The sequence below is a fragment of the Pseudonocardia kunmingensis genome (assembly GCF_006716445.1).
GTDB lineage: Bacteria > Actinomycetota > Actinomycetes > Mycobacteriales > Pseudonocardiaceae > Pseudonocardia > Pseudonocardia kunmingensis.
Genome location: NZ_VFPA01000001.1, coordinates 1,244,508 through 1,267,059, shown reverse-complemented (window position 1 = coordinate 1,267,059; position 22,552 = coordinate 1,244,508). Strand labels below are relative to the sequence as shown.

General features: G+C 74.2%; 21 protein-coding genes. 12 read left to right on the top strand and 9 right to left on the bottom strand.

Annotated features, from left to right (window positions below):
* The first annotated feature begins 3 nt into the window (after positions 1 to 3).
* From FB558_RS06040 to FB558_RS06015, 6 genes are all read left to right on the top strand, one after another.
* A complete protein-coding gene (locus FB558_RS06040; protein WP_211366127.1) occupies positions 4 to 1,821 on the top strand; it encodes a penicillin-binding transpeptidase domain-containing protein in 1,818 nt (605 codons plus the stop codon).
* A gap of 67 nt (positions 1,822 to 1,888) precedes the next feature.
* Entirely contained in the window at positions 1,889 to 2,269 is a 381-nt protein-coding gene (locus FB558_RS06035) for a DUF3054 domain-containing protein (RefSeq protein ID WP_142048909.1), read from the top strand.
* A 245-nt stretch (positions 2,270 to 2,514) separates the two neighbouring features.
* Positions 2,515 to 2,802: a type IV toxin-antitoxin system AbiEi family antitoxin domain-containing protein gene (locus FB558_RS45645; protein WP_142048907.1), complete on the top strand. Its 288-nt coding sequence runs from the start codon at positions 2,515 to 2,517 to the stop codon at positions 2,800 to 2,802.
* Positions 2,720 to 3,445: a hypothetical protein gene (locus FB558_RS06025; protein WP_170231199.1), complete on the top strand. Its 726-nt coding sequence runs from the start codon at positions 2,720 to 2,722 to the stop codon at positions 3,443 to 3,445. Before FB558_RS45645 ends, FB558_RS06025 begins: the two co-directional genes overlap by 83 nt.
* A gap of 259 nt (positions 3,446 to 3,704) precedes the next feature.
* Positions 3,705 to 4,562 (top strand): type I methionyl aminopeptidase, encoded by an 858-nt coding sequence (gene map / locus FB558_RS06020; RefSeq protein ID WP_142048903.1) that lies wholly within the window; start codon positions 3,705 to 3,707, stop codon positions 4,560 to 4,562.
* Positions 4,563 to 4,582: 20 nt separating this feature from the next.
* Entirely contained in the window at positions 4,583 to 5,179 is a 597-nt protein-coding gene (locus FB558_RS06015) for a pyridoxamine 5'-phosphate oxidase family protein (RefSeq protein WP_142048901.1), read from the top strand.
* Positions 5,180 to 5,674: 495 nt separating this feature from the next.
* Here the strand turns inward: FB558_RS06015 and FB558_RS06010 are convergent, their stop codons facing one another.
* Complete coding sequence (locus FB558_RS06010) at positions 5,675 to 6,556, bottom strand: AraC family transcriptional regulator (RefSeq protein ID WP_142048899.1); 882 nt, start codon at positions 6,554 to 6,556, stop codon at positions 5,675 to 5,677.
* A 188-nt stretch (positions 6,557 to 6,744) separates the two neighbouring features.
* Between FB558_RS06010 and FB558_RS06005 the strand changes: the two genes are divergently transcribed.
* The 5 genes from FB558_RS06005 to FB558_RS05985 are packed head-to-tail and all read left to right on the top strand — an operon-like array spanning position 6,745 to position 14,439.
* Complete coding sequence (locus FB558_RS06005) at positions 6,745 to 10,080, top strand: DUF5107 domain-containing protein (protein ID WP_142048897.1); 3,336 nt, start codon at positions 6,745 to 6,747, stop codon at positions 10,078 to 10,080.
* Positions 10,077 to 11,336 carry a cellulase-like family protein gene (locus FB558_RS06000; protein WP_142048895.1) on the top strand — a complete coding sequence of 420 codons (1,260 nt, stop codon included), beginning with the start codon at positions 10,077 to 10,079 and terminating at the stop codon, positions 11,334 to 11,336. Before FB558_RS06005 ends, FB558_RS06000 begins: the two co-directional genes overlap by 4 nt.
* Before the next feature lie 40 nt (positions 11,337 to 11,376).
* A complete protein-coding gene (locus FB558_RS05995; RefSeq protein WP_142048892.1) occupies positions 11,377 to 12,678 on the top strand; it encodes an ABC transporter substrate-binding protein in 1,302 nt (433 codons plus the stop codon).
* Positions 12,675 to 13,619, top strand: coding sequence for a carbohydrate ABC transporter permease (locus tag FB558_RS05990; protein ID WP_142048888.1), 945 nt, complete (start codon positions 12,675 to 12,677; stop codon positions 13,617 to 13,619). The genes FB558_RS05995 and FB558_RS05990 overlap by 4 nt, the downstream gene beginning before the upstream one ends.
* A 1-nt stretch (position 13,620) precedes the next feature.
* Positions 13,621 to 14,439: a carbohydrate ABC transporter permease gene (locus FB558_RS05985; RefSeq protein WP_142048886.1), complete on the top strand. Its 819-nt coding sequence runs from the start codon at positions 13,621 to 13,623 to the stop codon at positions 14,437 to 14,439.
* A gap of 4 nt (positions 14,440 to 14,443) precedes the next feature.
* Here the strand turns inward: FB558_RS05985 and FB558_RS05980 are convergent, their stop codons facing one another.
* From FB558_RS05980 to FB558_RS05945, 8 genes are read right to left on the bottom strand one after another with little or no spacing between them, the layout of a single operon-like run.
* Positions 14,444 to 14,902, bottom strand: coding sequence for an SRPBCC family protein (locus FB558_RS05980; RefSeq protein ID WP_246106269.1), 459 nt, complete (start codon positions 14,900 to 14,902; stop codon positions 14,444 to 14,446).
* On the bottom strand, positions 14,899 to 15,363 hold the full coding sequence (locus FB558_RS05975) for a peroxiredoxin (protein ID WP_142048884.1): 465 nt from the start codon (positions 15,361 to 15,363) through the stop codon (positions 14,899 to 14,901). Before FB558_RS05975 ends, FB558_RS05980 begins: the two co-directional genes overlap by 4 nt.
* Complete coding sequence (locus tag FB558_RS05970; protein WP_142048882.1) at positions 15,350 to 16,171, bottom strand: DUF1295 domain-containing protein; 822 nt, start codon at positions 16,169 to 16,171, stop codon at positions 15,350 to 15,352. Before FB558_RS05970 ends, FB558_RS05975 begins: the two co-directional genes overlap by 14 nt.
* Positions 16,168 to 17,532, bottom strand: coding sequence for an SAM-dependent methyltransferase (locus FB558_RS05965; protein WP_142048880.1), 1,365 nt, complete (start codon positions 17,530 to 17,532; stop codon positions 16,168 to 16,170). Before FB558_RS05965 ends, FB558_RS05970 begins: the two co-directional genes overlap by 4 nt.
* A 2-nt stretch (positions 17,533 to 17,534) precedes the next feature.
* Positions 17,535 to 18,785, bottom strand: a complete 1,251-nt coding sequence (locus tag FB558_RS05960) for an SAM-dependent methyltransferase (RefSeq protein WP_142048878.1) — start codon at positions 18,783 to 18,785, stop codon at positions 17,535 to 17,537.
* Positions 18,786 to 18,793: 8 nt separating this feature from the next.
* Positions 18,794 to 19,537, bottom strand: coding sequence for a DUF1365 domain-containing protein (locus FB558_RS05955; protein ID WP_142048876.1), 744 nt, complete (start codon positions 19,535 to 19,537; stop codon positions 18,794 to 18,796).
* Positions 19,531 to 20,796 (bottom strand): NAD(P)/FAD-dependent oxidoreductase, encoded by a 1,266-nt coding sequence (locus tag FB558_RS05950; protein ID WP_142048874.1) that lies wholly within the window; start codon positions 20,794 to 20,796, stop codon positions 19,531 to 19,533. Before FB558_RS05950 ends, FB558_RS05955 begins: the two co-directional genes overlap by 7 nt.
* Positions 20,793 to 21,497, bottom strand: a complete 705-nt coding sequence (locus FB558_RS05945) for an alpha/beta hydrolase (RefSeq protein ID WP_142048872.1) — start codon at positions 21,495 to 21,497, stop codon at positions 20,793 to 20,795. Before FB558_RS05945 ends, FB558_RS05950 begins: the two co-directional genes overlap by 4 nt.
* A gap of 171 nt (positions 21,498 to 21,668) precedes the next feature.
* Between FB558_RS05945 and FB558_RS05940 the strand changes: the two genes are divergently transcribed.
* Positions 21,669 to 22,496, top strand: coding sequence for a lysophospholipid acyltransferase family protein (locus FB558_RS05940; protein ID WP_246106268.1), 828 nt, complete (start codon positions 21,669 to 21,671; stop codon positions 22,494 to 22,496).
* The last annotated feature ends 56 nt before the right edge of the window (positions 22,497 to 22,552 follow it).

The window sequence follows — 22,552 nt, the reverse complement described above, 5'->3', positions numbered from 1 at the left end:
GCCGTGCCGCCCTCCCGAACTCCCCGGCCGCTCGCCGCGATCGCCGTCGTGGCCGTCGTGCTGCTCGCCGCCACCGGCTGCGGGGTCTTCCGGGACACCGGCGCGCAGGACACCGCCACGGCGTTCCTGAGCGCCTGGTCGGCGGGCGACGACCGGGCCGCGGCCGCCCTCACCGACGACCCGGAGAGCGCGGGTGAGCTGCTCGGAGCCACCCGCCGATCCCTCGACCCCGAGGCGCTCACCGCCACGCTCGGCCAGGTGCGCACGGCCGCCGACCTGGCGTCGGCGTCCGTCGACGTCACGTGGCGGCTCGGACCCGAACGCAGCTGGCACTACCTCGCCGAGATGGAACTGCGCCCGGCACCCGACACCGAGGAGGGCTGGCGGGTCCATTGGGCGCCCACCGTCGTGCACCCCGAGCTGGCGGACGGCCAGCGGCTCGCGCTGCGCACCGCCTCGCCCTCGCCCGCGCCGGTCGTCGGGCGCGACGGTGCGCCGCTGCTGTCGGCCACCACCGTCGTGGCGGTGCTGCTGGACCGGCTCGCCGCGGGCGACCTGCCGGCCGTCACCGGCGCGCTCGCGCAGGCACTGTCCCCGTTCGACGCGCAGATCACGCAGGCGTCCATCGCCGAGGGCGCCGCCCGCACTCCCGACGGGCGGGCGTACACGGTCGCGGTGCTGCGCGAGACCGACTACGCGAGCGTCAAGGACGCCATCCACCACCTGCCCGGCGTCCGGTTCACCACCTCGGAGCGGCTGCTCGCCCCCGACGCCGACTTCGGCCGGCAGGTGCTCACCGGCGTCCGCGCCGAGGCCGCGCCGCAGCTCGAGGGCGTCCCGGGCTGGTCGGTGCGCGTCGTCGACGGCAGCGGCGCCGCGGTGCGCACCCTCGCCGAGCACGAGCCGCGCTCGGGCACCACGGTGACGATCGGGATGGACCGCACGATCCAGGCCGCCGCGGAGGACGCCGTGGAGCCCGTGGCGCAGCAAGCGATGCTGGTGGCGGTGTCGGCGTCCACCGGTGACCTGCTCGCGGTCGCCCAGAACCCCGCCGCGGACGCCGAGGGCCCGCTCGCGCTCACCGGCCGCTACCCGCCGGGCTCCACGTTCAAGGTGGTCACGGCGGCCGCGGCGATGGCCGAGGACGGCGTCACCGCCGCCACGCCGCTGCCGTGCCCGCCCGCCACCGTGATCGGCGGGCGCGAGGTGCCCAACGCCGGCCGGTTCGGGCTCGGCACGGTCCCGCTGCGCACGGCGTTCGCGCGCTCCTGCAACACCACGTTCGCGCAGCTCGCCGTCGACCTCGAACCCGGCGCCCTGCCCGCAGCGGGGCTGCGGTTCGGCATCGGCGCCGACTACGCGGTGCCGGGCATCACCACGATCACCGGCTCCGTGCCCACGGCCGCCGAGCAGGTCCTGCGCGCCGAGAACGGCTTCGGGCAGGGCGAGGTGCTGGCGAGCCCGTTCGGCGTCGCGCTCGCGGCCGCCACCGTCGCGCGCGGCGGACCGGTCGTGCCGCAGCTGTTCCGCGACCGGCCCACCGAGGTGCTGGTCCCGGCCGCCGCGCCGGACCCCGCCGTCCTGGAGCAGCTGCGCACGATGATGCGGGCCGTCGTCACCGAGGGCACGGCGTCGACGCTGGCCGGGCTCGGCGAGGTGCACGGCAAGACGGGCACGGCGGAGTTCACCGCCGACGGCAGGGCCCACGGCTGGTTCATGGGCTACCGCGGCGACGTCGCGTTCGCGGTGCTGGTGGTGGACGGCGCGTCGGCGGCGCCCGCCGTGGGGGTCGCCGAGCGGTTCCTGGGGGCGCTGGGCTGACCGCGAACGGAGGAATCCTCCTTCGCGAGGTGAGGTGGGTCTTGCCTCGGCGCTTACCCTGGAACCCATGTCGCCCCGGCGGATCCCCGCGCTCGCGATCACGGCAGACGTGGTGTCCGTCGTCGTCTTCGCCGCCATCGGGCGGATGAACCACGCGCAACCCGACGACCTGCTGGGCCTGCTGGGCACCGCGGCGCCGTTCCTCGTGGGGCTCACGGCGGTGTGGGCCACACCGGTCGTGCGGGCCCACCCGGTCGGCATCCGGGGTGCCCTCGTGGTCTGGGCGGGCACCGTCGTGCTCGGCCTGGCGTTGCGCGCGGGCTTCACCGAACGCCTGCCGCTGAGCTTCGCGGTGGTCACGGCCGTCTCCCTCGCCGTGCTCATGCTGGGCTGGCGCGGCCTCTCGGCCCTGGTCGCCCTCCGGGCCCGCCAACGCGCCCTGCGCTGACACACCGACATCCGCGCTCCCACACCGACTGCAGTCGGTGCGCGACGCCAGGATTCGGTGTGTGACGACGGAGTCGGTGTGCGAGGCGGCCGGCGGGGCGGCCGCGGCCGCGGCGGGCGGTCGCACACCGATTGTGGTGCTGGCACATCGACTGCAGTCGGTGCGCCAGGGTAGAAGTCGGTGTGCGACGGGGGCAGTTCGCGCAATCGGGCCCGCCGGACGCGCCTCGCCGTCATCCTCGCCGCATGGAGACCCCGCGCCTCGTCCTGCGTCGCGAGCTCATCAGGGCCGGTTGGAGCGATCAGGAGGTGCGGCGCCGGCAGCGGGCGGGGGAGCTGTTGCGGCTCGGGAGGGGCGCCTACGTGCAGGCCCCCGGACGCCCCACCGCAGTTCGAGGTCCGGCACGCCCTGCTCGCGGCGGTCCGCGACGAGCGCCATGCGGCCGACGGCGTGCTGAGCCACGTCTCGGCCGCGGTGCTCCACCGGCTCTCGACGTGGGGGCTGCGGCTCGACCGCATCCACCGCACCCGTGACCTGCGCAGCGGGGGCCGGGTCGGCCGGGGGGTGCACCTGCACGCCGCCCCGCTGGCGCCCGAGGACGTGGACGAGGTCGACGGCCTCGCCGTCACCTCGGTCGCGCGCACGGTCGTCGACCTCGCGCGCTCGGCCGGTTTCGAGGCCGCGGTCGCGGTGGCCGACAGCGCGCTGCACAAGCACCTCGTCGACCTGGACGAGCTGAGCAGCGTCGCCGCTCGATGCGCCGGATGGCAGGGAGCGCCACAGGCCCGCAGGGTCATCACGGTCTCCGATGGCGGGAGCGAGAGCGTCGGCGAGTCCCGCAGCCGCCTCGCGATGCAGCGCGCCGGCCTGCCGAAGCCGAAGCTGCAGTGGAAGGTGCAGGGCGACGGCCGGACCTACGAGGTCGACTTCGCGTGGCCGGAGCTGCGGACGGTCGCCGAGTTCGACGGGCTCTCGAAGTACGGGCGCCTGCTGCGGCCCGGCCAGGACCCGGCGGAGGTCGTGGTGGCCGAGAAGCTGCGTGAGGACGAGATCCGGGACCTCGACCTGCGGGTGGCCCGCTGGATCTGGTCCGAGATCGACGACTTCGCCCCGGTCGCGGACCGCCTCCGCCGCGCCTTCGCCGCCTCCCCGGCCGGCGCCGCGTGGCGCCGCTGACGCTCGCACACCGACATCAGCGCTCCCGCACCGACTGCAGTCGATGCGTGAGCGCAGGAGTCGGTGTGCGACCGCAGGACTCGGTGTGCGGCGGCGGAAGTCGGTGTGCGAGCGGCGGGCGGCGCGGGCGACGGCGTCCGGTGTGGTCGCACACCGATATCGGTGCTCCCGCACCGACTGCAGTCGGTGCGGCGGGGCAGGAGTCGGTGTGCGAGCGACCACGGTGGGTCGTCGGGACGCGCGGCCTAGACTGGAGGCCATGCCCGCCCGCACGCTGCTCACCCCCGGCACCGTCTCGCCGACCCGGCCCGTGCCCGCGCACATCACGCGCCCGGAGTACGTCGGGAAGTCCCGGCCCGAGCGCAGCGGTGACCCGTGGGTGCAGACGCCCGAGGTCATCGAGGGCATGCGGGTGGCCAGCAAGATCGCGGCCCAGGCGCTCGCGGCGGGCGGCGCGGCGGTGGCGCCAGGCGTCACCACCGACGAGGTGGACCGCGTGGTGCACGAGTTCCTGATCGACCACGACGCCTACCCGTCCACGCTGGGTTACAAGGGCTTCCCGAAGTCGTGCTGCACGAGCCTCAACGAGGTGATCTGCCACGGCATCCCGGACTCCACCGTGATCCAGGACGGCGACATCGTCAACATCGACGTCACCGCCTACATCGGCGGCGTCCACGGCGACACCAACGCCACGTTCCTCGCCGGTGACGTCGCCGAGGAGGACCGGCTGCTGGTCGAGCGCACCCGCGAGGCCACGGCGCGGGCGATCAAGGCGGTGCGTCCGGGGCGGGAGCTGAACGTCGTCGGCCGCGTGATCGAGTCCTACGCCAAGCGGTTCGGCTACGGGGTGGTGCGCGACTTCACCGGCCACGGCATCGGCCGCGCGTTCCACAGCGGTCTGGTGGTGCTGCACTACGACGAGCCGAGCGTGCACACCGTCCTCGAGCCGGGGATGACCTTCACCATCGAGCCCATGATCACGCTGGGCTCGATCGACTACGACATCTGGGACGACGGTTGGACCGTCGTCACGAAGGACCGCGCCCGCACCGCGCAGTTCGAGCACACGGTCCTCGTCACGGCCGACGGGGTGGAGATCCTCACGCTGCCCTGACGGGGCCTACTGTCCGCGTCATGGGGAAGGTCTACGACGGGATCGACGCGGCGATGGCGGCGTGGATCCAGAAGCAGCCGGTGTTCTTCGTGGCCACCGCCCCGCTGGCCGCGGACGGGCTGGTGAACCTCTCGCCCAAGGGCACCATGGGCACGTTCCGGGTGGTCGACGCGCACACCTTCGCCTACCTGGACATGACCGGCAGTGGCGTGGAGACCGTCGCCCACCTGCGGGAGAACGGGCGCATCTGCGTGATGTTCTGCGCGTTCGAGGGCCGTCCGACCATCGTGCGCCTGCACGGCACCGGGCGGGCCGTGCTCGTGGATGACCCGGGCTACGAGGCCGAGCTCGCGCCCTTCGGGGACGCGGCCGAGATCCGGCGGCCCTACCTGCGCGGGGTGGTGCGCGTGGAGGTGGCCCGGGTGTCGGACTCGTGTGGCTACTCGGTGCCGCAGATGGACCTCGTGGCGGAGCGCGAGACCCTCGACGCGGTCTGGAGCAGCCGCGACGACGAGCGGATCGCGCGCTACCACGCCGAGCGCAACGCCGTGAGCCTCGACGGGCTGCCGGGGCTCGCGGCCCGGACGACCCAGCCCCAGCTCCCGCCGGCGTGCTGATCACGGGGCGCACGCAACTCGCCGTCATGGTCGCCAAGATTGGTGCGAGGGCCGCAGACCTGCCGCTCTAGCACCACGCTCGCTGATCATGGCCGTCCCGCGTCCGCTGAACGCACCCTTTTCGTGATCAGGTCGACGTGAACGGGTTCAGGAAGGATCTAACCCCGCTCACCTCTGTTGCACCCCTCATCTGTGATCATCGGGCGGGTTCGAGGTGTGTTGCCCTCGTGATCGGTCTGATCGGCCCACGCGGTACACGGATGCGGCAGGAGGCCTCGAGCCGGGAACGGCGCGCCCACTGCAACTCGCCGTATGAGGCAGGGCCCCGGGGAGGAGTGGCGCCGGGTCGGGGTGCTCACGCCCCTCGTGTCCGGTCGCGCCCCCGGTTCCGCGTCGCGCATCCCGTCGACGGGGGGCGTGGGCGGAGAAGGGGGGCGTGGGCAGGGTGGCCCGGACCGGCTGCTGGATGACCCAGCGAACGCCGTGGTCATCGCCCTACCCGCCCTGACCCTCGCGGTGCGCCGTGCGGTAGTCGCTCGGGCTGCACCCGTGCACGGTGCGGAACTGGCGGGAGAAGTAGAAGGCGTCGGAGTAGCCGACCGCCGCCGCGATGTCGCCGATGTCGCGGGACGAGGTGATCAGCAGCTCGCGGGCGCGCGCCATCCGCAGCCGCTTCGTGTACTCGACGACCCCGCCCCCGGTGGCGGCGCGGAAGAGCGCCGAGAAGTGGGACGGGGAGAGCCCGGCCGTGCGGGCGAGCTCGGCGACGCTGAGCGGCTTCGCGAAGTTGTGGCGTAGGTAGGCCTGCGCCTGGCGGACCGGCTCGGTGCGCTGCGCGCCGCCCGCCACGACGTCGGCGGCGAGCTGGGCCAGCAGCGCCCATCCGGTGCCGGCCGCGGAGATGAGGTTCGGGAACGTCTCGTCGCGTTCCAGGAAGCCGATGGCGTCGTCGATCGTGGCGACGGCGCGGTAGGTGTCCTGCAGCGCGACGAGCGCCTCGCGCCCGTCGGGCGCGATCAACCCCAAGAGCTCCGGGACCTGGGTGCCGGCCGCGTGCAGCCACCAGATCGTCCATGGGCGCCGCGGGTCGGCAAGGTAGGTGTGGGCGCGTCCGGGCGGCAGCACGAGCGCCTGCCCCGGGGCGACGACGGTGGTGCGACCCTCGACCTGGCACCGCCCCATCCCGTCGACGCAGACGATCACGATGGCTTCCGGGGCGCCTCCGGGGCGCCGCCGACCGTGGTTCGCCGCGCGCGGGAAGTAGCCGGCGTCCGTGACGAGCAGCGCGGAGGTCGGCGTCCTGCGCAGGGCGGATGTCACGAGCGGGCGGGGGAGCACCCGGATCCGTTGGCCGGGGAAGCCGTCGGGGAGGAGCACGGCCTCACGCTAGTGCCACCCGCCGAGGGTCCGTCGGGGTCGTCGGCCGCTGAGCGCGGCGCGGGGCGGGGCGGCCGGGCTGTTCGGTGGCCTTGCGGGTGGGGCGCCGGCGGCGATCGTCGGATCGTCCAGGGTTCTCGATCGAATCGCCCATGCCGCCGCGGGCCGCGCGCTCGTAGCGTCGCGGCGTGCTCGACGGTGAGTCCCGACTGCAGCTCCCGGATCGGCCCGCCGACCTGGCCGGTGCCGGCGTGGCCGGGTGGCGGGAGCCGGTGGTGATCGAGACCTACCTGCCGGAGGCGCCCGACCGCTACCCCGCCTATCTGGACCGGCGCGTCTACCAGGGGTCCTCGGGCCGGGTGTACCCGCTGCCGTTCCACGACCGGATCAGCGCGACGAGCCGCCCGGTGACCTGGGACGCCGTGCACCTGGAGAACCGGTGGCTGCGCGTCATGGTGCTGCCCGAGCTGGGTGGGCGCATCCACGTCGGGTACGACCGCGGTGCGGGCTACGACTTCTTCTACCGCAACGGCGTGATCAAGCCCGCCCTCGTGGGGCTGGCCGGGCCGTGGATCGCCGGCGGCGTGGAGTTCAACTGGCCGCAGCACCACCGGCCGGCCACGTTCCTGCCCACCGACGTCGAGATCGAGCACGAGCCGGACGGCGCGGTGACGGTCTGGTGCTCCGACCACGACCCGTTCGCCCGGATGAAGGGCATGCACGGGATCCGGCTGCGCCCGGACCGGGCGGTGATCGAGGTGCGGGCGCGGCTGTACAACCGCAGCGAGCAGACGCAGACCTTCCTGTGGTGGGCGAACGTGGCTGCCCGGGTGCACGAGCAGTACCAGTCGTTCTTCCCTCGGGACGTGCGTGTGGTCGCTGACCACGCGAAGCGCGCGATCACCGCGTTCCCGGCGGCCGACCGCCCGTACTACGGGATCGATTACCCCGCCCGCCGCGACACCGGCGGCGACCGCCTCGACTGGTACCGCAACATCGAGGTCCCGACGTCGTACATGTGCGTGGGCAGCCGTGAGGGGTTCTTCGGCGGCTACGACCACGCCGCCCGCGCCGGGTTCGTGCACGTGGCCGATCCGCACGTGGCGATCGGCAAGAAGCAGTGGACCTGGGGCAACGCCGCGTTCGGGCACGCGTGGGACCGCAACCTCGGCGACGACGGCGCCGCGTACGTCGAGCTGATGGCGGGGGTGTTCACCGACAACCAGCCCGACTTCTCCTTCATCGCCCCCGGCGAGACGAAGGTGTTCTCGCAGTTCTGGTACCCGATCCAGGAGATCGGGCCGGTGCACGCGGCGAGCGTCGACGCGGCGGTGCGGGTGGACGTCGAGCCCGGCGGCGTGCGCGTCGGCGTCGCGGTGACGGCGGAGCGGCCCGGCTGCCGGGTGCGGCTGGAGGACGGGGCGGGCGCGGTGCTGGCCGAGGTGGACGCCGACCTCGCGCCGGGAGCACCGCACCGCTCCCGGGTCGCGCTGGACGTGCCGGACCGGCTGGTGCTGCGGGTGCTGCACGCCGGTGCCGAGCTCGTGAGCTGGGACTCGCTCGTGCCGGACGCCGGCGCGGACGTCACGGCGGCGAGGGAGCCGGCGGCACCCGCTGACGTCACGTCGGTGGAGGAGCTGGCGGTCATCGGCGCGCACCTGGCGCAGTACCGGCACGCGACGCGCTCGCCCGAGCCGTACTGGCGCGAGGCGCTGCGCCGTGACCCCGGGCACGTGGCCAGCAGCGTCGGGCTGGCGGCTCGCGCCTACGGGCGGGGCGAGTACGCCGAGGCCGAGGTCCTGCTCACCGCCGCGGTCGAGCGGCTCACGGCGCTCAACGCCCACCCGGGCGACACCACGGCGCTGTACGCGCTCGGCCTCGTGCTCGACCGGCAGGGCCGCACGGAGGAGGCCTACGCGCGGTACGCGGCCGCGTCCTGGGCCCGGGCGTGGCGGGCCCCCGCGGGCTACCGGATGGCCCGCCTCGACGCCGCGGCCGGCCGGGATGCGGCGGCCCTGGACCGCCTCGCCGACGTGCGCCGCGTCGAGCCCGAGCACCTGCAGGCCCGCGCGCTGACGGCGTTGCTGCTGCGCCGAACCGGGCGGGCCGATGTGGCCGCGGCCCTGCTCCGGGAGACCCTCGCGCTCGATCCGCTGGACTGGTGGAGCCGCGACCTGGCCGGCCTGCCGCTCACCGCGGACGCGCAGACCTGCCTCGACGTGGCGCTGGAGTACGCGGGCGTCGGCGAGCCGGAGGAGGCGCTGCGGGTCCTGGACGCCGCGCAGGAGCGCGAGGCGCACCGCGCGCTCGGTCAGACCGCCGCCGGCCCGCTGATCTCCTACCACCGCGCCGCCCTGCTCGACCGGGTCGTGAGTGGATACGAGTGCTCCAGCACCCGTATCCACTCACAGCCGCTGACGTGGTGCGTCCCGGTCCGCTTGGAGGACATCGAGGCGCTGGAACGCGCCGCGGCGGCCGACCCCACCGATGCGCGCGCACTCGCGCTGCTCGGGCACTGGCGCTACGCGGTGGGCCGCGCGGACGACGCGATCGCGGCCTGGCGGGAGAGCGCGGCGCTGGACCCGTCCGACCCGGTCGTGTGGCGCAACCTGGGCCTGGCCGCCTGGAACCACCTCGGCGACGCCGAGCGGGCCCGCGGCGCCTACGACCGCGCGCTCGCCGCCGCCGGCACCTCCGACGCCCGGCTGGTGTTCGAGAGCGACCAGCTCGACGCCCGGCGCGGCGTGTCGCCCGCGCGGCGGCTCGAGCGGCTGCTCGCGGTGCGGGAGGTCGTCGAGTCCCGGGACGACGCGACGGTCGAGCTCGCGCACCTGCTGCTCACCGCGGGCCGGCTCGACGCGGCCCGCGCGCTGCTGCTGGGCCGGACGTTCCAGCCGTGGGAGGGCGGCGAGGGCGCGGTGCTGGCGGCGTGGGACCGGCTGTGCCGGCTGGAGGCGGCGCGCGCGAGCGGCGAGGAGGCGGTCGCCGCCCACGACGCGGCCCTCGACCCGCCCGCCTCCCTCGGCGAGGCCCGGCACCCGCTGGCCAGCACGGCGGCGCTGCAGCTGGGACGCGGCGACGCGCTGGCGGCCGCGGGGGACGCGGCGGGGGCGCGTGCGGCGTGGGAGGCGGCGGTGGCCGACGGGGACTTCCGCGCGATGTCGGCCGATCCGCATTCCGAGGCCACGTACTCCTCCGTGCTCGCGCTGCGCCGGCTGGGACGGGACGCCGAGGCGCGCGAGCGCACCGCGTCGCTGCGCGCGTTCGTCGACGCGCTGGAGGCCGCGCCCGCGACGGTGGACTACTTCGCGACATCGCTGCCCTCGATGCTGCTGTTCGCCGAAGACCCGGAGATCGCCCGGGACCGCCGGGTGGCCTTCCTGCGCGCGCAGCTCGACGTCCTCGACGGCGCCCCCGACCGGGCGCGCGAGCGGCTCGGCGCGCTGCTCGCGCAGGACCCGCACCACGTCGACGCCCTGGAGCTCGCCGGCTCCCTGCACGCCATCCTGGAGGAAGCTCGATGACGTCCCTGCCCGCCCACCTGCCCGACCGCCTGACGATCTCGCTGTGGGACTTCTCCTGGTACGTGCGCACCGGGCCGGGGGAGCCCTTCGAGGACCTCGACGCGGCGTTCGCCCAGGCCGTCGAGCGCGGCTACAACACGGTGCGGATCTGCGCGATGCCGTTCCTGCTGTTCGGTTCCGGGCTCGACACGTCGGCGCTGCGGCTCGGCCCGCTGGGCGGGGAGTACGGGCAGGGCCTGCGCTGGTACGACGTCGGCGCCCCGACCACGATCGACGCCCGTCAGCACCTGCTGGAGCTGTTCCGCGCCGCGCGCCGCCACGACTGCTACGTGATCGTCTCGTCGTGGGAGTACCAGCAGAGCTCGGCGTTCGCGGCGGAACCGGCCTGGTGGGACGCCCTGCGCGCGGTGCCGCCCGCCGAGCGGCCCGAGCGCCTCGCCGCCGCCCACGCCGACCTGGTGGACCTGCTGGTCGCCGAGGGCCTCGACGACCGCGTCGCGTTCACCGAGATCCACAACGAGGTGCAGATCGGCCACCTGACGGAGGGGATGGAGCGCGCGAACGCCGTGGTCGAGCTGCGTCCGTCGCTGGAGAAGGCGGTCGACGCGTTCAAGGCGCGCCACCCGGACCGTCCCTGCACCGTCAACTACGGCGGGGTGCCGCACGCGAGCATGCGGGGGATCCCGGAGAACATCGACGTCCTGGTCGTGCACCCCTACGTCTACGGGGTGCTGGGCGCGCTGATCGAGGAGTTCGGGCTGCGCCGCCCGGTCGAGGAGTTCGGTCAGGAGGCCGCGAACGCGCAGCTGCTGCGCGCCGGCGCGCCGCCCGCCGCCGAGTGGAGCGTCCCGGACGAGCACCGCTGGCGGCTCGATGCCATGATCATCCAGCATTCCGAGGTCTACGTGCACGACTGGTGCGACCCGGACGCGTTCGACCGCTGGCTCTACGACCACTACGGCGAGCACCGCGTGGCGATGGACGAGAAGCTGCGGCTGTGGCTCGACGTCGCCGCCGACTGGGCCGCGGCGCACGGCGTCCCGCTGGTCCTCGGCGAGGGCTGGGTGGGATACACCCCGCTGCGCGGCGACTTCGAGGAGGGCCCGGTCGGCGCGCAGATCTGCCGCGACGCCGTGCGCTACGCCCGCCAGGTCGGCGCGTGGGGCACGGTCGTGTGCTCCAACGCCGCCCCGCAGCACCCGATGTGGGCCGACGTCGCCCTCCAGCAGGAATGCAACACGCGCTTCACCCAGTAACCGGTCCGACCGCGCCAACGAGGGCGCGCTGGAGGTTGTCATGAACCCGTCACCGCTGTCCCGCCGCCGGTTCCTGCTCGGAGCTGCGAGCCTCACCAGCGTGCCGTTGCTGACGTCCTGCGTCGGCTCGGGCAGCGGGGGAGGTGGCGGGGGCGAGGTGTCGTCGACCATCACGCTGCAGTCCTCGGTGCAGGACGCCGGCCCGAAGGCCGCCCTCGAGCAGCTCGTGGCCGCCTACGCAGGGGTGGGTGCTCCGGTGACCATGAACTCGGTGGCCACCGAGCAGTTCCGGGCCCAGCTGTCGACCTACCTGTCCTCGGCGACGCCGCCGGACGTCCTCACCTGGTACGCCGGGTCGGTCGCCAACTCCTACGCCGCCGAGGGCCTGCTGCTCGACGTCTCGGACCTGTGGACGGGCGACGGTGCGTGCGCCGGGTTCTCCGACGCGCTGCGGTCGCTGTCGACGTCGGCCGACGGCCAGGCGATCTTCGTGCCGACCAGCTACTACTGGTGGTCGATCTTCTACAAGCGCTCGGCGTTCGAGAAGTGGGGGATCGAGCCGCCGACGACGTGGGACGGCTTCATCGCGCTCTGCGACGAGCTGAAGGGGCGGGGGGTCCACCCGCTCACCAACGGCATCGGCACCACCCCGTGGATGGCGTCGGGCTGGTTCGACTACCTGAACCTGCGGATCAACGGCGCGCAGTACCACCGCGCGCTGCTGGCCGGGGAACGCTCGTTCACCGACCCCGAGGTGGCGGCGGTGATGGAGCAGTACGCGCGGCTGATCCCCTACTTCCACCCGAACCAGACGTCGTGGGACTCGCAGCAAGCCGTCACGCCGATGGTCAACGACGAGGCGGCGATGTATCTGGTCGGCGCGTTCGCCATGCAGTACTTCCCGGCCGACCAGCGCGACGACCTCGACTTCTTCTCCGTCCCGACGATCGACCCGAGCGTGCCGAGCGCCGAGGAGGCGCCCACCGACGGCTACTTCGCCGCGGCGGCCAGCGACAACCCGGACGGCGCGAAGGCGTTGATGAGCTACCTGGCCTCGCCGGAGGTCCAGGCGCAGTACATCGCCAAGCTCGCCGAGGCCGGGTCGGGGAGCCTGCCGACCTCGCCCGACGTCGACACGTCGGGGTTCGCGCCGGTCGTGCAGAAGGGCATCGAGCTGCTCAACTCCACCCAGGAGCTCACCCAGTTCTTCAACCGCGACTCCAGCGACGCGCTGCAGACGACCGCGGACGCGGCGCTCACCCGCTTCCTCGCCGACCCCACCGACGTCCCCGGCCAGCTGCAGGCCTGGCAGACGGCCGCGCAGCAGGTCTTCTCCTCGTGACCGCCCTCCAACAGGCCCCGGCGGGTGCCCCGCCCGGTGGCGCGGCCGGACGGCGGGGGCGGCGGGGCGGGGTCACGCGCCGGGTGCCGCCGCTGGTGTGGCTGTTCCTGGCGCTGCCGCTGGCCGTCGAGCTGTTCTGGGTGTTCTGGCCTGCGATGAACAGCTTCTCGCTGTCTTTCACCTCGTGGAGCGGGGTCGGGGCGGCCGAGCCCGTCGGCTTCGAGAACTACGAGCGCCTGCTCGCCGACCCGATCTTCGCCACGGCCCTGCGCAACAACGTCATCTGGGCGATCGGGTTCGGCGGGCTGTCGGTGGCGGGCGGGCTCGCGCTCGCGGTGGCGCTCAACCGGCCCGGCCGCGGCGTCGGGATCTACCGCAGCGCCATCTACCTGCCGATGGTCATCTCGCTCGCGGTCACCGGCCTGTTCTGGCGGGTGATGTACCAGCCGGGCGGTCCGATCGACGCCGGGCTGGGCGTGATCGGGCTCGAGGGGCTGCAGCAGCAGTGGCTCGCCAACCCCGACACCGCGCTCTACGCCGTGCTGATCGCCGCGGTGTGGCGGCAGGTGGGCTACATCATGGTGCTCTACCTCGCGGGGCTGAAGGGCTGCGACCCGACGCTGGAGGAGGCCGCCGCCGTCGACGGCGCCAACGCGTGGCAGCGCTTCTGGCGCGTGGTCATGCCGCAGCTGCGGGGCGTCAACACGGTGGTCTTCGCCGTCACGGTGATCGACTCGCTGCGCACGTTCGACATCGTGTGGGCGATGACCCGCGGCGGGCCCTACAACACCACCCAGCTGCTCTCGACCTACATGTTCCAGCAGGGGTTCACGCTGGTGAACCTGGGCTACGGCTCGGCCATCGCCGTGGTGATCTTCCTGCTGGCGATCGCGTTCATCATCACCTACCTGGTGCGCCAGGCCCGGGCGGAGGAGGTCTGAGATGAGGTCCCGATCGCCCTGGTTCCACGTCGTGATGGTCCCGTTCACGCTGCTGTGGCTGGCGCCGATCGTCTTCGTCGTGCTCGTGTCCCTGCGCGACTTCGACGACATCGCCGCCCGCGGCCTCGGGGCGTTGCCGACCGGACTCTCCTTCGAGGGCTTCGCCACCGCACTCGCCGGGGGCGCCGTGGCCACCGCGCTGCTCAACAGCGCCGTCGTCACGGTCGCGACGGTGCTGCTGTCGCTCGCGCTGGCCGCGGTCGCGGCGTACGCGCTCTCCCGGTTCCGCATCCCGGGGCGGCGCACGATCCTGCTCGTGATGCTGGCCGGCAACCTGCTGCCGCCGCAGATCCTGCTGATCCCGGTGTCGCGGATCGCGCAGAGCCTGGGGATCTACGACACGTTGTTCGCGCTGGTCGTCGTGCAGGTCGGGTTCGGGCTGGGCTTCTACACGTTCGTCCTGCACGGGTTCATGCGCGGGCTGCCGACCGAGGTGTTCGAGGCCGCCCTGCTCGACGGGTCCGCCGCAGGACGCACGTTCTGGAGCATCGTGCTGCCGCTGTGCAGGCCCGCGCTCGCCGCACTGGCCGCGCTGGCCACCACCTGGATCTACAACGACCTGATCTGGGCGATGACCGTGCTGCAGACCGACACCAAGTTCCCGATCACCGCGGCCCTGCTCAACCTGCAGGGCGGCTACTCCAACTCCTGGAACGTGATCGCCGCCGGGTCGCTGGTGGCGGCGGTGCCGACGGCGATCGTGTTCTTCGTGTTCCAGAAGCAGTTCGTGTCCGGGTTGCTGGTGGGATCGAACAAGTGAGGGGTCAAGGGGTTCCGAAGATCTCGCGGAGCCTGCGCAGCGTGTCCCTGATCGACTTCGCGTTGCCCTTCGGGAAGCCGAGCAGCTCCATGCCCTTCGCCACCGGGGAGGCGGTGTAGTCGAACGTCTCGGTGACCCGGGTGCCGCCGGGCACCGGCTCGAGCTCGTAGCGCCAGACCGCCTTGGCGGCGTGGCACCACCCGATGCGGCGGTCCGGCTCGAGCTCCACCACCCGGTTCGTGATCCGGTACGGCAGCTTGATCTTCATGCTCATGCCGAAGCGGTCGCCGAGCGCGAGCCGCTCCGGCCCGGAGACGGCGCCGCGGACCGTGCCGGAGCCGTCGAACTCGTGGTGCCGGTGCGGGTTCGCGAGCAGCGCGAACACCTCCTCCGGCGGCGCGGCGACGACCGTGGCGGCCGAGACCGTGCGTCCGCTGATGGTCGCCTGCTCGTCGCCGGTCACGCCGCCTGCCCCGTCCGCAGCGCCTCGAGCGCCGCGTCGGCGTGCGCCGTCATCGACCGCTCGTTCGCCACCACGTGGCGGATCCGGCGGTCCGTGTCGATCACGAATGTCATGCGCCGAGTGTGCAGGCCGCCGGGCAGGAACCAGCGGTAGGCCCCGAGGTGCCTCGCCACGCGGTTGCCGTCGTCGGACAGCAGCGGGTAGCCGAGGATGTGGGCCGTGGCGAACGCGTGCTGCTCCGCGACCGCGTCGCTGCTGATCCCCACCGGCCGGGCGCCGACGGCGGCGAACTCGGCGGCCAGGTCGCGGAAGTGGCAGGCCTCCTGCGTGCAGCCACCGCTGGAGGCGATCGGGTAGAAGAAGAGCACGACCGGGCCGTCCGCGAGCAGGCTGCTCAGCCGGCGTGGCGTGCCCGTCTCGTCCGGCAGCTCGAAGTCCTCGACGTGGTCACCGGTCTTCATGGGAAACCTTTCGGGAAGGGGGGAGCGGCAGGAAGCCGCTCGTGCGCCGGACGTACTCGGCGTAGCCGGGCCTGCGCTCGCCGATCGTGGACTCCAGCAGCGTCGCGCCGGTGCCGCGGGTGAGCAGCCACGTCATCAGCGCGGCGCTCACCAGCCCGGCCAGGCCCGCGGGGTGGTGCAGGGCGAGGGCGGTGAGGCCCCACCAGACGGCGGCGTCGCCGAAGTAGTTCGGGTGGCGGGTGTAGCGCCACAGGCCGCGGTCCATCACGCGCCGGCGGTTGGCCGGGTCGGCGGTGAACGCGGCGAGCTGCGCGTCGCCGACGGTCTCGAAGGCGAACCCGAGCAGCCACAGCGCCACGCCGAGCACCGCCAGGACGATCGCGGGGGCGCCGCCCGCCGTGCCGTACTGGCCCAGCTGCACCGGCAGCGAGACGACCCACATGACCACGGCCTGCGGGAGGTAGACCTTCCGGACCAGGTGCGCGACGGGGTGGCCGGGCGCGCGGGCGAGGATGTCGCGGTAGCGCGGGTCCTCGTCGCGGCCGCGGTTGCGGCGCCCGATGTGCCAGGCGAGGCGCAGGCCCCACACGCAGGTGAGCACGGTGATGAGCCAGCGCCGCCAGGCGTCGCCGTCGGACAGCAGCAGCGTGACGACCGCGATCACCGCGAACCCGGCGCCCCACAGGACGTCGACGCCGTCGTGGCGGCCCCGTCCCCCGTCGCGGCGCAGGGCCAGCAGCAGCGCGCCCGTGAACAGCACCACGACGACGACGGCCGTCACGGCGAGGTTCGTCAGCACGGCGATCATCGTGGCGCAGCCGTGAGCACGTCGCGCACCGAGCCGTTGCCGGCGGCGGCGTGGTCGGCCGCCGGGTCGACGCCCACCACGTCGCGTCGCGCGCGGGGCAGGCCGGAGCGGCCCTCGGCGTCGGGACGGACCATCAGGACCTGGTGCACGCCCATCCGGTTCTCCTCGAACGCGAGCGCGGCGCCGGCGAGGTAGAGCCGCCAGATGCGGTACTGCTCCTCGCCGACCAGCGCCACGGCCTCGTCCCGGCGGTCCTGCAGCGTGTCGAGCCACGGGCGGACGGTGTGGACGTAGTGCTCGCGCAGCGCGTGCACGTCGACGACCTCCAGACCGGCCGCCTCCAGCAGGTCGAGCGTGGATCCCAGCGGACGCATGAACATGTCCGGGGCGACGTAGCGCTCCATGAACGCGCCCCCGCCGGGCGCGGAGTTGGTGCCCGCCGCGCCGCGCGACATCTGCTGCAGCAGCAGCCGGCCCCGCGGCACGAGCAGCCGGTGCAGCTGCCGGGCGTAGACCGGGTAGTTGTCCTCGCCGACGTGCTCGCCCATCTCGATCGACGCGACGGCGTCGAACGGCGGGTCGTCGATCTCCCGGTAGTCCTGCAGCCGGATCTCGACGCGGTCGTCGAGCCCGAGCTCCCGCACCCTGGCCAGTCCGAACGCGCGCTGCTGCGCCGAGAGCGTGACGCCGACGGCCGTCACGCCGTGGTGCTGCGCGGCGTGCACCAGCAGCGACGCCCACCCGCACCCGACGTCGAGCAGCCGCATCCCGGGCCGCAGCCCGAGCTTGCGGCAGATCAGGTCCAACTTGTCGCGCTGGGCGTCGGCCAGCCCGTAGGACGGCGACGCGGGCCGCGTCCAGTAGCCGCACGAGTACGCCATCCGCGGGTCCAGCAGGAACGCGTAGAACTCGTTGGACAGGTCGTAGTGGTGCGCGATCGCGGCGCGGTCGCGGCGGCGGGTGTGCAGGCCGCCGCCCAGCCGGGCCTCGGACGCGGGCGGGTGCGGACGCGGGCCGAGCACCCCGAAGCGCGCCGCGAGCCGGGCCGCGGCGAGCGCGTCCGACCGGGTCGGTCGCACGCCGGACGGGCCGTGCTCGCGGGCGAGCCGCCAGAACCGGGACAGGCCCTCGGCGAGGTCGCCCTCCACGTCCAGCTCGCCGGCGACGAACGCGCGGGCCAGGCCCAGCTCACCGGGGTTCCACAGCAGGCGGCGCAGCGCGCGGCGGTGGCGCAGCACGGCGACCGGGCCGTCGGCGGCGCCGGCCTCCGAGCCGTCCCACGCGCGGATCCGGACGGGCAACGGGGCGCCGAGGACGCCCTCGACAAGGGCGGCGAGCTGCGGGGCGACGGGCACGGGCACTCCTAGCGGCGCTGGAACGAGAACTGGAAGACGTCGAGGTAGCCGACGCGGAACCCGGCCTCGCAGTAGGCGAGGTAGAACTCCCACATCCGGCGGAAGGTCTCGTCGAACCCGAGCGCGGCGACCTCGTCCCAGCGGTCGAGGAAGGTGTGGCGCCAGTGCGCGAGGGTGCGGGCGTAGTCCGGGCCGAGGCTGCGGCGCTCGACGATCCGCAGCCCGGTGTGGTCGCGCAGGTTCTGCTCGATCGCCTCGACCGACGGGATCACGCCGCCGGGGAAGACGTACTTGGAGATCCAGGTGTAGTCGTCGGCCGAGACGAGCATCCGGTCGTGCGGCATCGTGATCGCCTGCAGACCGACGCGCCCGCCCGGGCGCAGCAGCCGGTCCAGCGCGGCGAAGTAGGTGGGCCAGTAGCGGACCCCGACGGCCTCGACCATCTCGACGCTGACCACGGCGTCGTAGCCGCCCTGCGCCTCGCGGTAGTCGCGCAGCAGCACCTGCACCCGGTCGGACACACCCGCCGCGGCGATCCTCTCCTCGGCCAGCCGCGCCTGTTCCGCGGAGATCGTGAGGGTGGTGACGCGCGCACCGCGCTGCGCGGCCCGGATCGCGAGTGCGCCCCAGCCGGTGCCGATCTCCAGCACGTGCTGCCCCGCGCGGACGCCCGCCATGTCGAGCACGCCGTCGATCTTGCGCAGCTGCGCCGCGGCGAGGTCGTCGCCGCCGTCGGCGAACCAGGCCGAGGAGTAGGACATGGTCTCGTCGAGGAACGTGGCGAACAGCGCGTTGGACAGGTCGTAGTGGCGGTGGATGTTCTCCCGCGACCCGTCGAGCGTGTTCGCCTCGACGGCCGGCTTGCGGGCCTCCGCGACCCGGCGGAACGCCCGTTGCAGGGCGGGCGGGATCAGCGTCGACAGCTGGGCCGCGAACGGCGTGAGCAGGTCCGCCGGGCGGTGGGACGTCCAGTCGCCGACCATGTAGGCCTCGCCGAACCCGATCTTCGAACCGGCGCCGAGGCGGTGGAAGAACGCCTCGGGCGCCACGATGCGCATCACCGGTGAGTCCGGGCCGCCTGCCCCGATCCGCTCCCCGCCGGGGAACACCACGCGCACCGGCAGCGCGCGCACCGCGCGCCGGAACAGCGCCTCGGCGATCCGGGCCTTCAGCGGCGCGTGCGGCGGCGTGGCGAGGCCGGGCCAGACGCCCTCGGCGGGCCGGGGGACCGGGGGCACGGGCGCGACGGGGCTGCTCATCGACGTGGTCACTGGACGCCCTCCTGCGGGGTGTGCACGGGCCGGGGGACCACGGGGAGCCCGCGCAGCCACAGCGCGGTGCCGTGGCCGCGGATCAGCGCCGTGGTGCGGTGGGTGACGAGCGGGTGGCGCACCAGCAGGCGCGCGAGCGCCGCGGGGGTGACCCGGCGACGCGTGCCCGTCACGGTGGCGGTGAAGGCGGTCTCGTCCTGCTGGTGCAGGGTCACGGCCAGCGCGAGCCGCTCGCCGGGCACCGGCAGCCGCATCGCGTACTCGCCCTCCACCGCGAGGAACGGGGACACGTAGAAGTCCTTCACGGCGCGGGCGCGACCGGAGCCGTCGGGACGCAGCAGGTAGCAGTGCCGCCCGCCGTAGGTGTTGTGCACCTCGGCCACCACGCACGCGAGCGCGCCCGCGGCGTCGTGGCACCAGTACACCGTGATCGGGTTGAACACGTGGCCGAGCACCCGGGCGTTCGCGAGCATCAGCACCCGCCCGCCGCGCAGGTCCACGCCCTGGCCCGCGAGCCAGGCGTCGAGGTTCTCCCGGATCGAGCGGTGGGGCACCCCGAGGTGGTCCCGCGCGCGGAACCGCGCGAACGGGCGCAGCGGGCGGGGCAGCCGCGGGAGCGCGTCGAGGTCGACCAGCCAGTAGTAGGCGCGGTGGGAGAACGCCCGGTGCACCCGCTGCCGGCGCACGTGGCGGACCTCGACGTCGTAGAGGGCCGCGCCGCGGGGGTCCGCGGTCACCATCCCGCTCCGAGCGACTCCGCGGCGCGGACGCCGGCCGCGGCGCCGTCCTCGTGGAAGCCCCAGCCGTGGTAGGCGCCGGCGAAGGCGAGGACGCCGTCGTTCAGGGCGGGCAGCCGCCGCTGCGCGGCCACCGACTCCGGCGTGTAGACCGGGTGCTCGTAGACCATCCGCGCGATCACCCGCTCCGGGTCGACCCGCTGCTGCCCGCCGAGCGTCACCACGTAGTCGTCGGGTTCCACGAGCCTCTGCAGCCGGTTCACGTCGTAGCTGACCAGCACCGGGGCGTCGGTCGACGAGCAGGAGGGCTTGAGGTAGTTCCACGAGGCGCGCGCCCGCGGCCGCCGCGGCAGCACGCCGGTGTCGGAGTGCAGCCAGGTGGTGTTGCGCGAGTAGGTGAACGCGCCCAGCACCTCGCGCTGTGCCGCCGTCGGCTCCGCGAGGAGCGCGAGGGCCTGGTCCGGGTGGGTGGCCACGACCACCCGGTCGACGCGGTGCGCCCCGCCGGCCCCGTCGCGGACCTCGGCGCCGTCACCCGCGCGCCGCACCGCGCGCACCGGCGTGGCCACGTGCACCGCGGTCAGGTCCTTCACGACGCGCTCCACGTAGCGCTGCGAGCCGCCCACGACCGTGCGCCACCGCGGCGACCCGCCGACCGCCAGCAGGCCGTGGTGGTGCAGGAACGTGAACAGGTAGCGCGCCGGGTAGGCGGACGACACCGTCTCGCCCGCCGACCAGACGGCGCTGACGACGGGCAGCACGAAGTGCTCCACGAAGTAGCGCGAGTAGCCGCCGATCGCGAGGAACGCGCCGAGCGTGACGTCGCCCGCGCGCTCGTCGGCGAGCACCCGGCGGGCGTGCCGGTGGAAGCGCAGCACCTCCGCGAGCATCCGCAGGTAGGCGGGCCGGGCCAGGTTCGACGCCTGCGGGAACAGCCCGCCGAGCCGGCGTCCCCCGGCGTACTCCAGCCCGCAGCCCTCACAGCGCACGCTCATCGACATGTCCGACTCCTGCGTCGCGACGCCGAGCTCGGCGAACAGGCGCAGCAAGGTCGGGTAGGTGCGCTCGTTGTGCACGATGAACCCGCTGTCGACGCGCGCGGTGCCGCCGTCGGAGCTCACCACCTCGTGCGTGTGCGCGTGCCCGCCGAGCCGGTGGTCGGCCTCGAAGAGGGTGACGTCGTAGCGGCGCTGCAGCAGGTGCGCGGCGGTCAGGCCGGCGACCCCGGCGCCGATCACGGCGGCGGTGGGGCGGCTCGTCATCGGTCGGCTCCGTTCCGGGGGAGGGCCACGGACAGGCCCTCGGGGCTCGGTCGTCGCAGGGCGTTCGTGATCAGCGGGTCCGCGGGTTCGATCCCGAGCTCGCCGAGGACGAACCCGCGCACCAGCGCGTGCCAGTCGCGGGCGCGGGCGAGCATGGAGTGGCCGGCGCCGTGCACGTCGAAGCGGGCCACGCGGTCGGTCACGCGCTTCGCCCGCACCGCGTACGCGTAGGACTCCCGCGGGTCGGTGTAGCGCTCCCGGTCGCCGTGCGCGATGAGGACCGTCCGGCCGGCGAGCTGGTCGACCGGGTCCGAGGCGTCGAGCCACGGCGCGAGGGCGCAGACCGCGGTGACGCCGGGCGTGCCCGCCACCGCGAGGGCGGCCCGGCCGCCCATCGAGTGCCCGACCAGCACGGCGGGGGCACCGGGGTGCCGCGCCGCGATCTCGGCCAGCGCCCACCGCGCGTCCTGCACCGGGTCCTTGCGCGGGGCGTTCCAGCCGCGGTACCGGTAGCGCAGCAGGTACGTGGCGGCCCCGGCGGTGGCGAGCCCGCGCGCGAACGGCAGCATCCGCAGCCGCGTCAACCGGCTGCGTTCACCGCTCTCGGTGCTGCGCGAGCGCCCGCCGTGCAGCAGGAGCACCACGCCGGGAGGCGGAACGTCGGGACGGGGTGGGATCGGATCGAGCCGGGGAAGGGGCAACGGGGAACCTCACGCGGGACGGGGTGTCGTCCGGTGTTCTGCCCGGCGCACCCGGGCGGTTCGGGGCGTGGGACCGACGTCACAGCGCTCGCACCCGCAGCGGCCGGCACCGCACGAGCGGGCCCGGGTGCGATGATCCTGGGGTCCGGTGACGAGTGCGAGGAGAACGCAGTGACCCAGGGGAGCCCGACGCAGGGGAGCCCGGCGCCGGCCGCGGTGCGGCCGCTCTCGGAGTGGCAGAAGCTGCGGCTCACGGTCACGCGGCGCTGGCGCGACTCGGGGTTCTGGTACGGGCTCGCGATCGCGCTGATCTGGCCGTTCGCGATGTTCGGCACCCGGATCGCCTGGCGCGGGGGCGAATACCTGCCCCGCACCGGCGGCGCCCTGCTCGCCATCAACCACGTGTCGTTCTCCGACCCGATCTTCGACGTGGCGTTCACGATCTCGCACGGGCGGATGCCCCGCTTCCTCGCGAAGTCGGAGCTGTGGGGCACCCCGGTGGTCCGCTCCGTGCTCGGCGGCGGCAAGCACATCCCGGTCTACCGCGCGTCGTCCCGCGCGGCCGACGCCTACAAGGACGCGGTCGCGGCGATCCAACGCGGCGAGATCGTGGCCTTCTACCCCGAGGGCACCTACACCGCCGACCCCGACGGCTGGCCGATGAAGGCGAAGAACGGGATCGGACGGATCGCGCTGATCACCGGTGCCCCGGTCATCCCGGTGGCGAACTGGGGCACGCAGGACGTCCTCCCGCCCTCGAGCGGCCGCCCGCGGCTGTTCCCCCGGAAGCGGGTCACGGTCGTCGCCGGCCCGCCCGTCGACCTCTCGGCCTGGGCCGACGGCCGTCGCACCCGCACCGCCCTCGACGGCGCCACCGCCGCGATCATGGCCGACGTCACGCGGCTGGTCGGGGAGATCCGCGGCGAGACCCCGCCCTCGGCCCCGTACGACCCGGCCCGCCCGGCCGCGGACGCCCGGGACGAGCGACCGGCGAGCTGAGCCGGCCGGTCCCGCGAGCCGGCCCGGGTCAGCCGGCGCCGCGGCGAGCTGCCCCG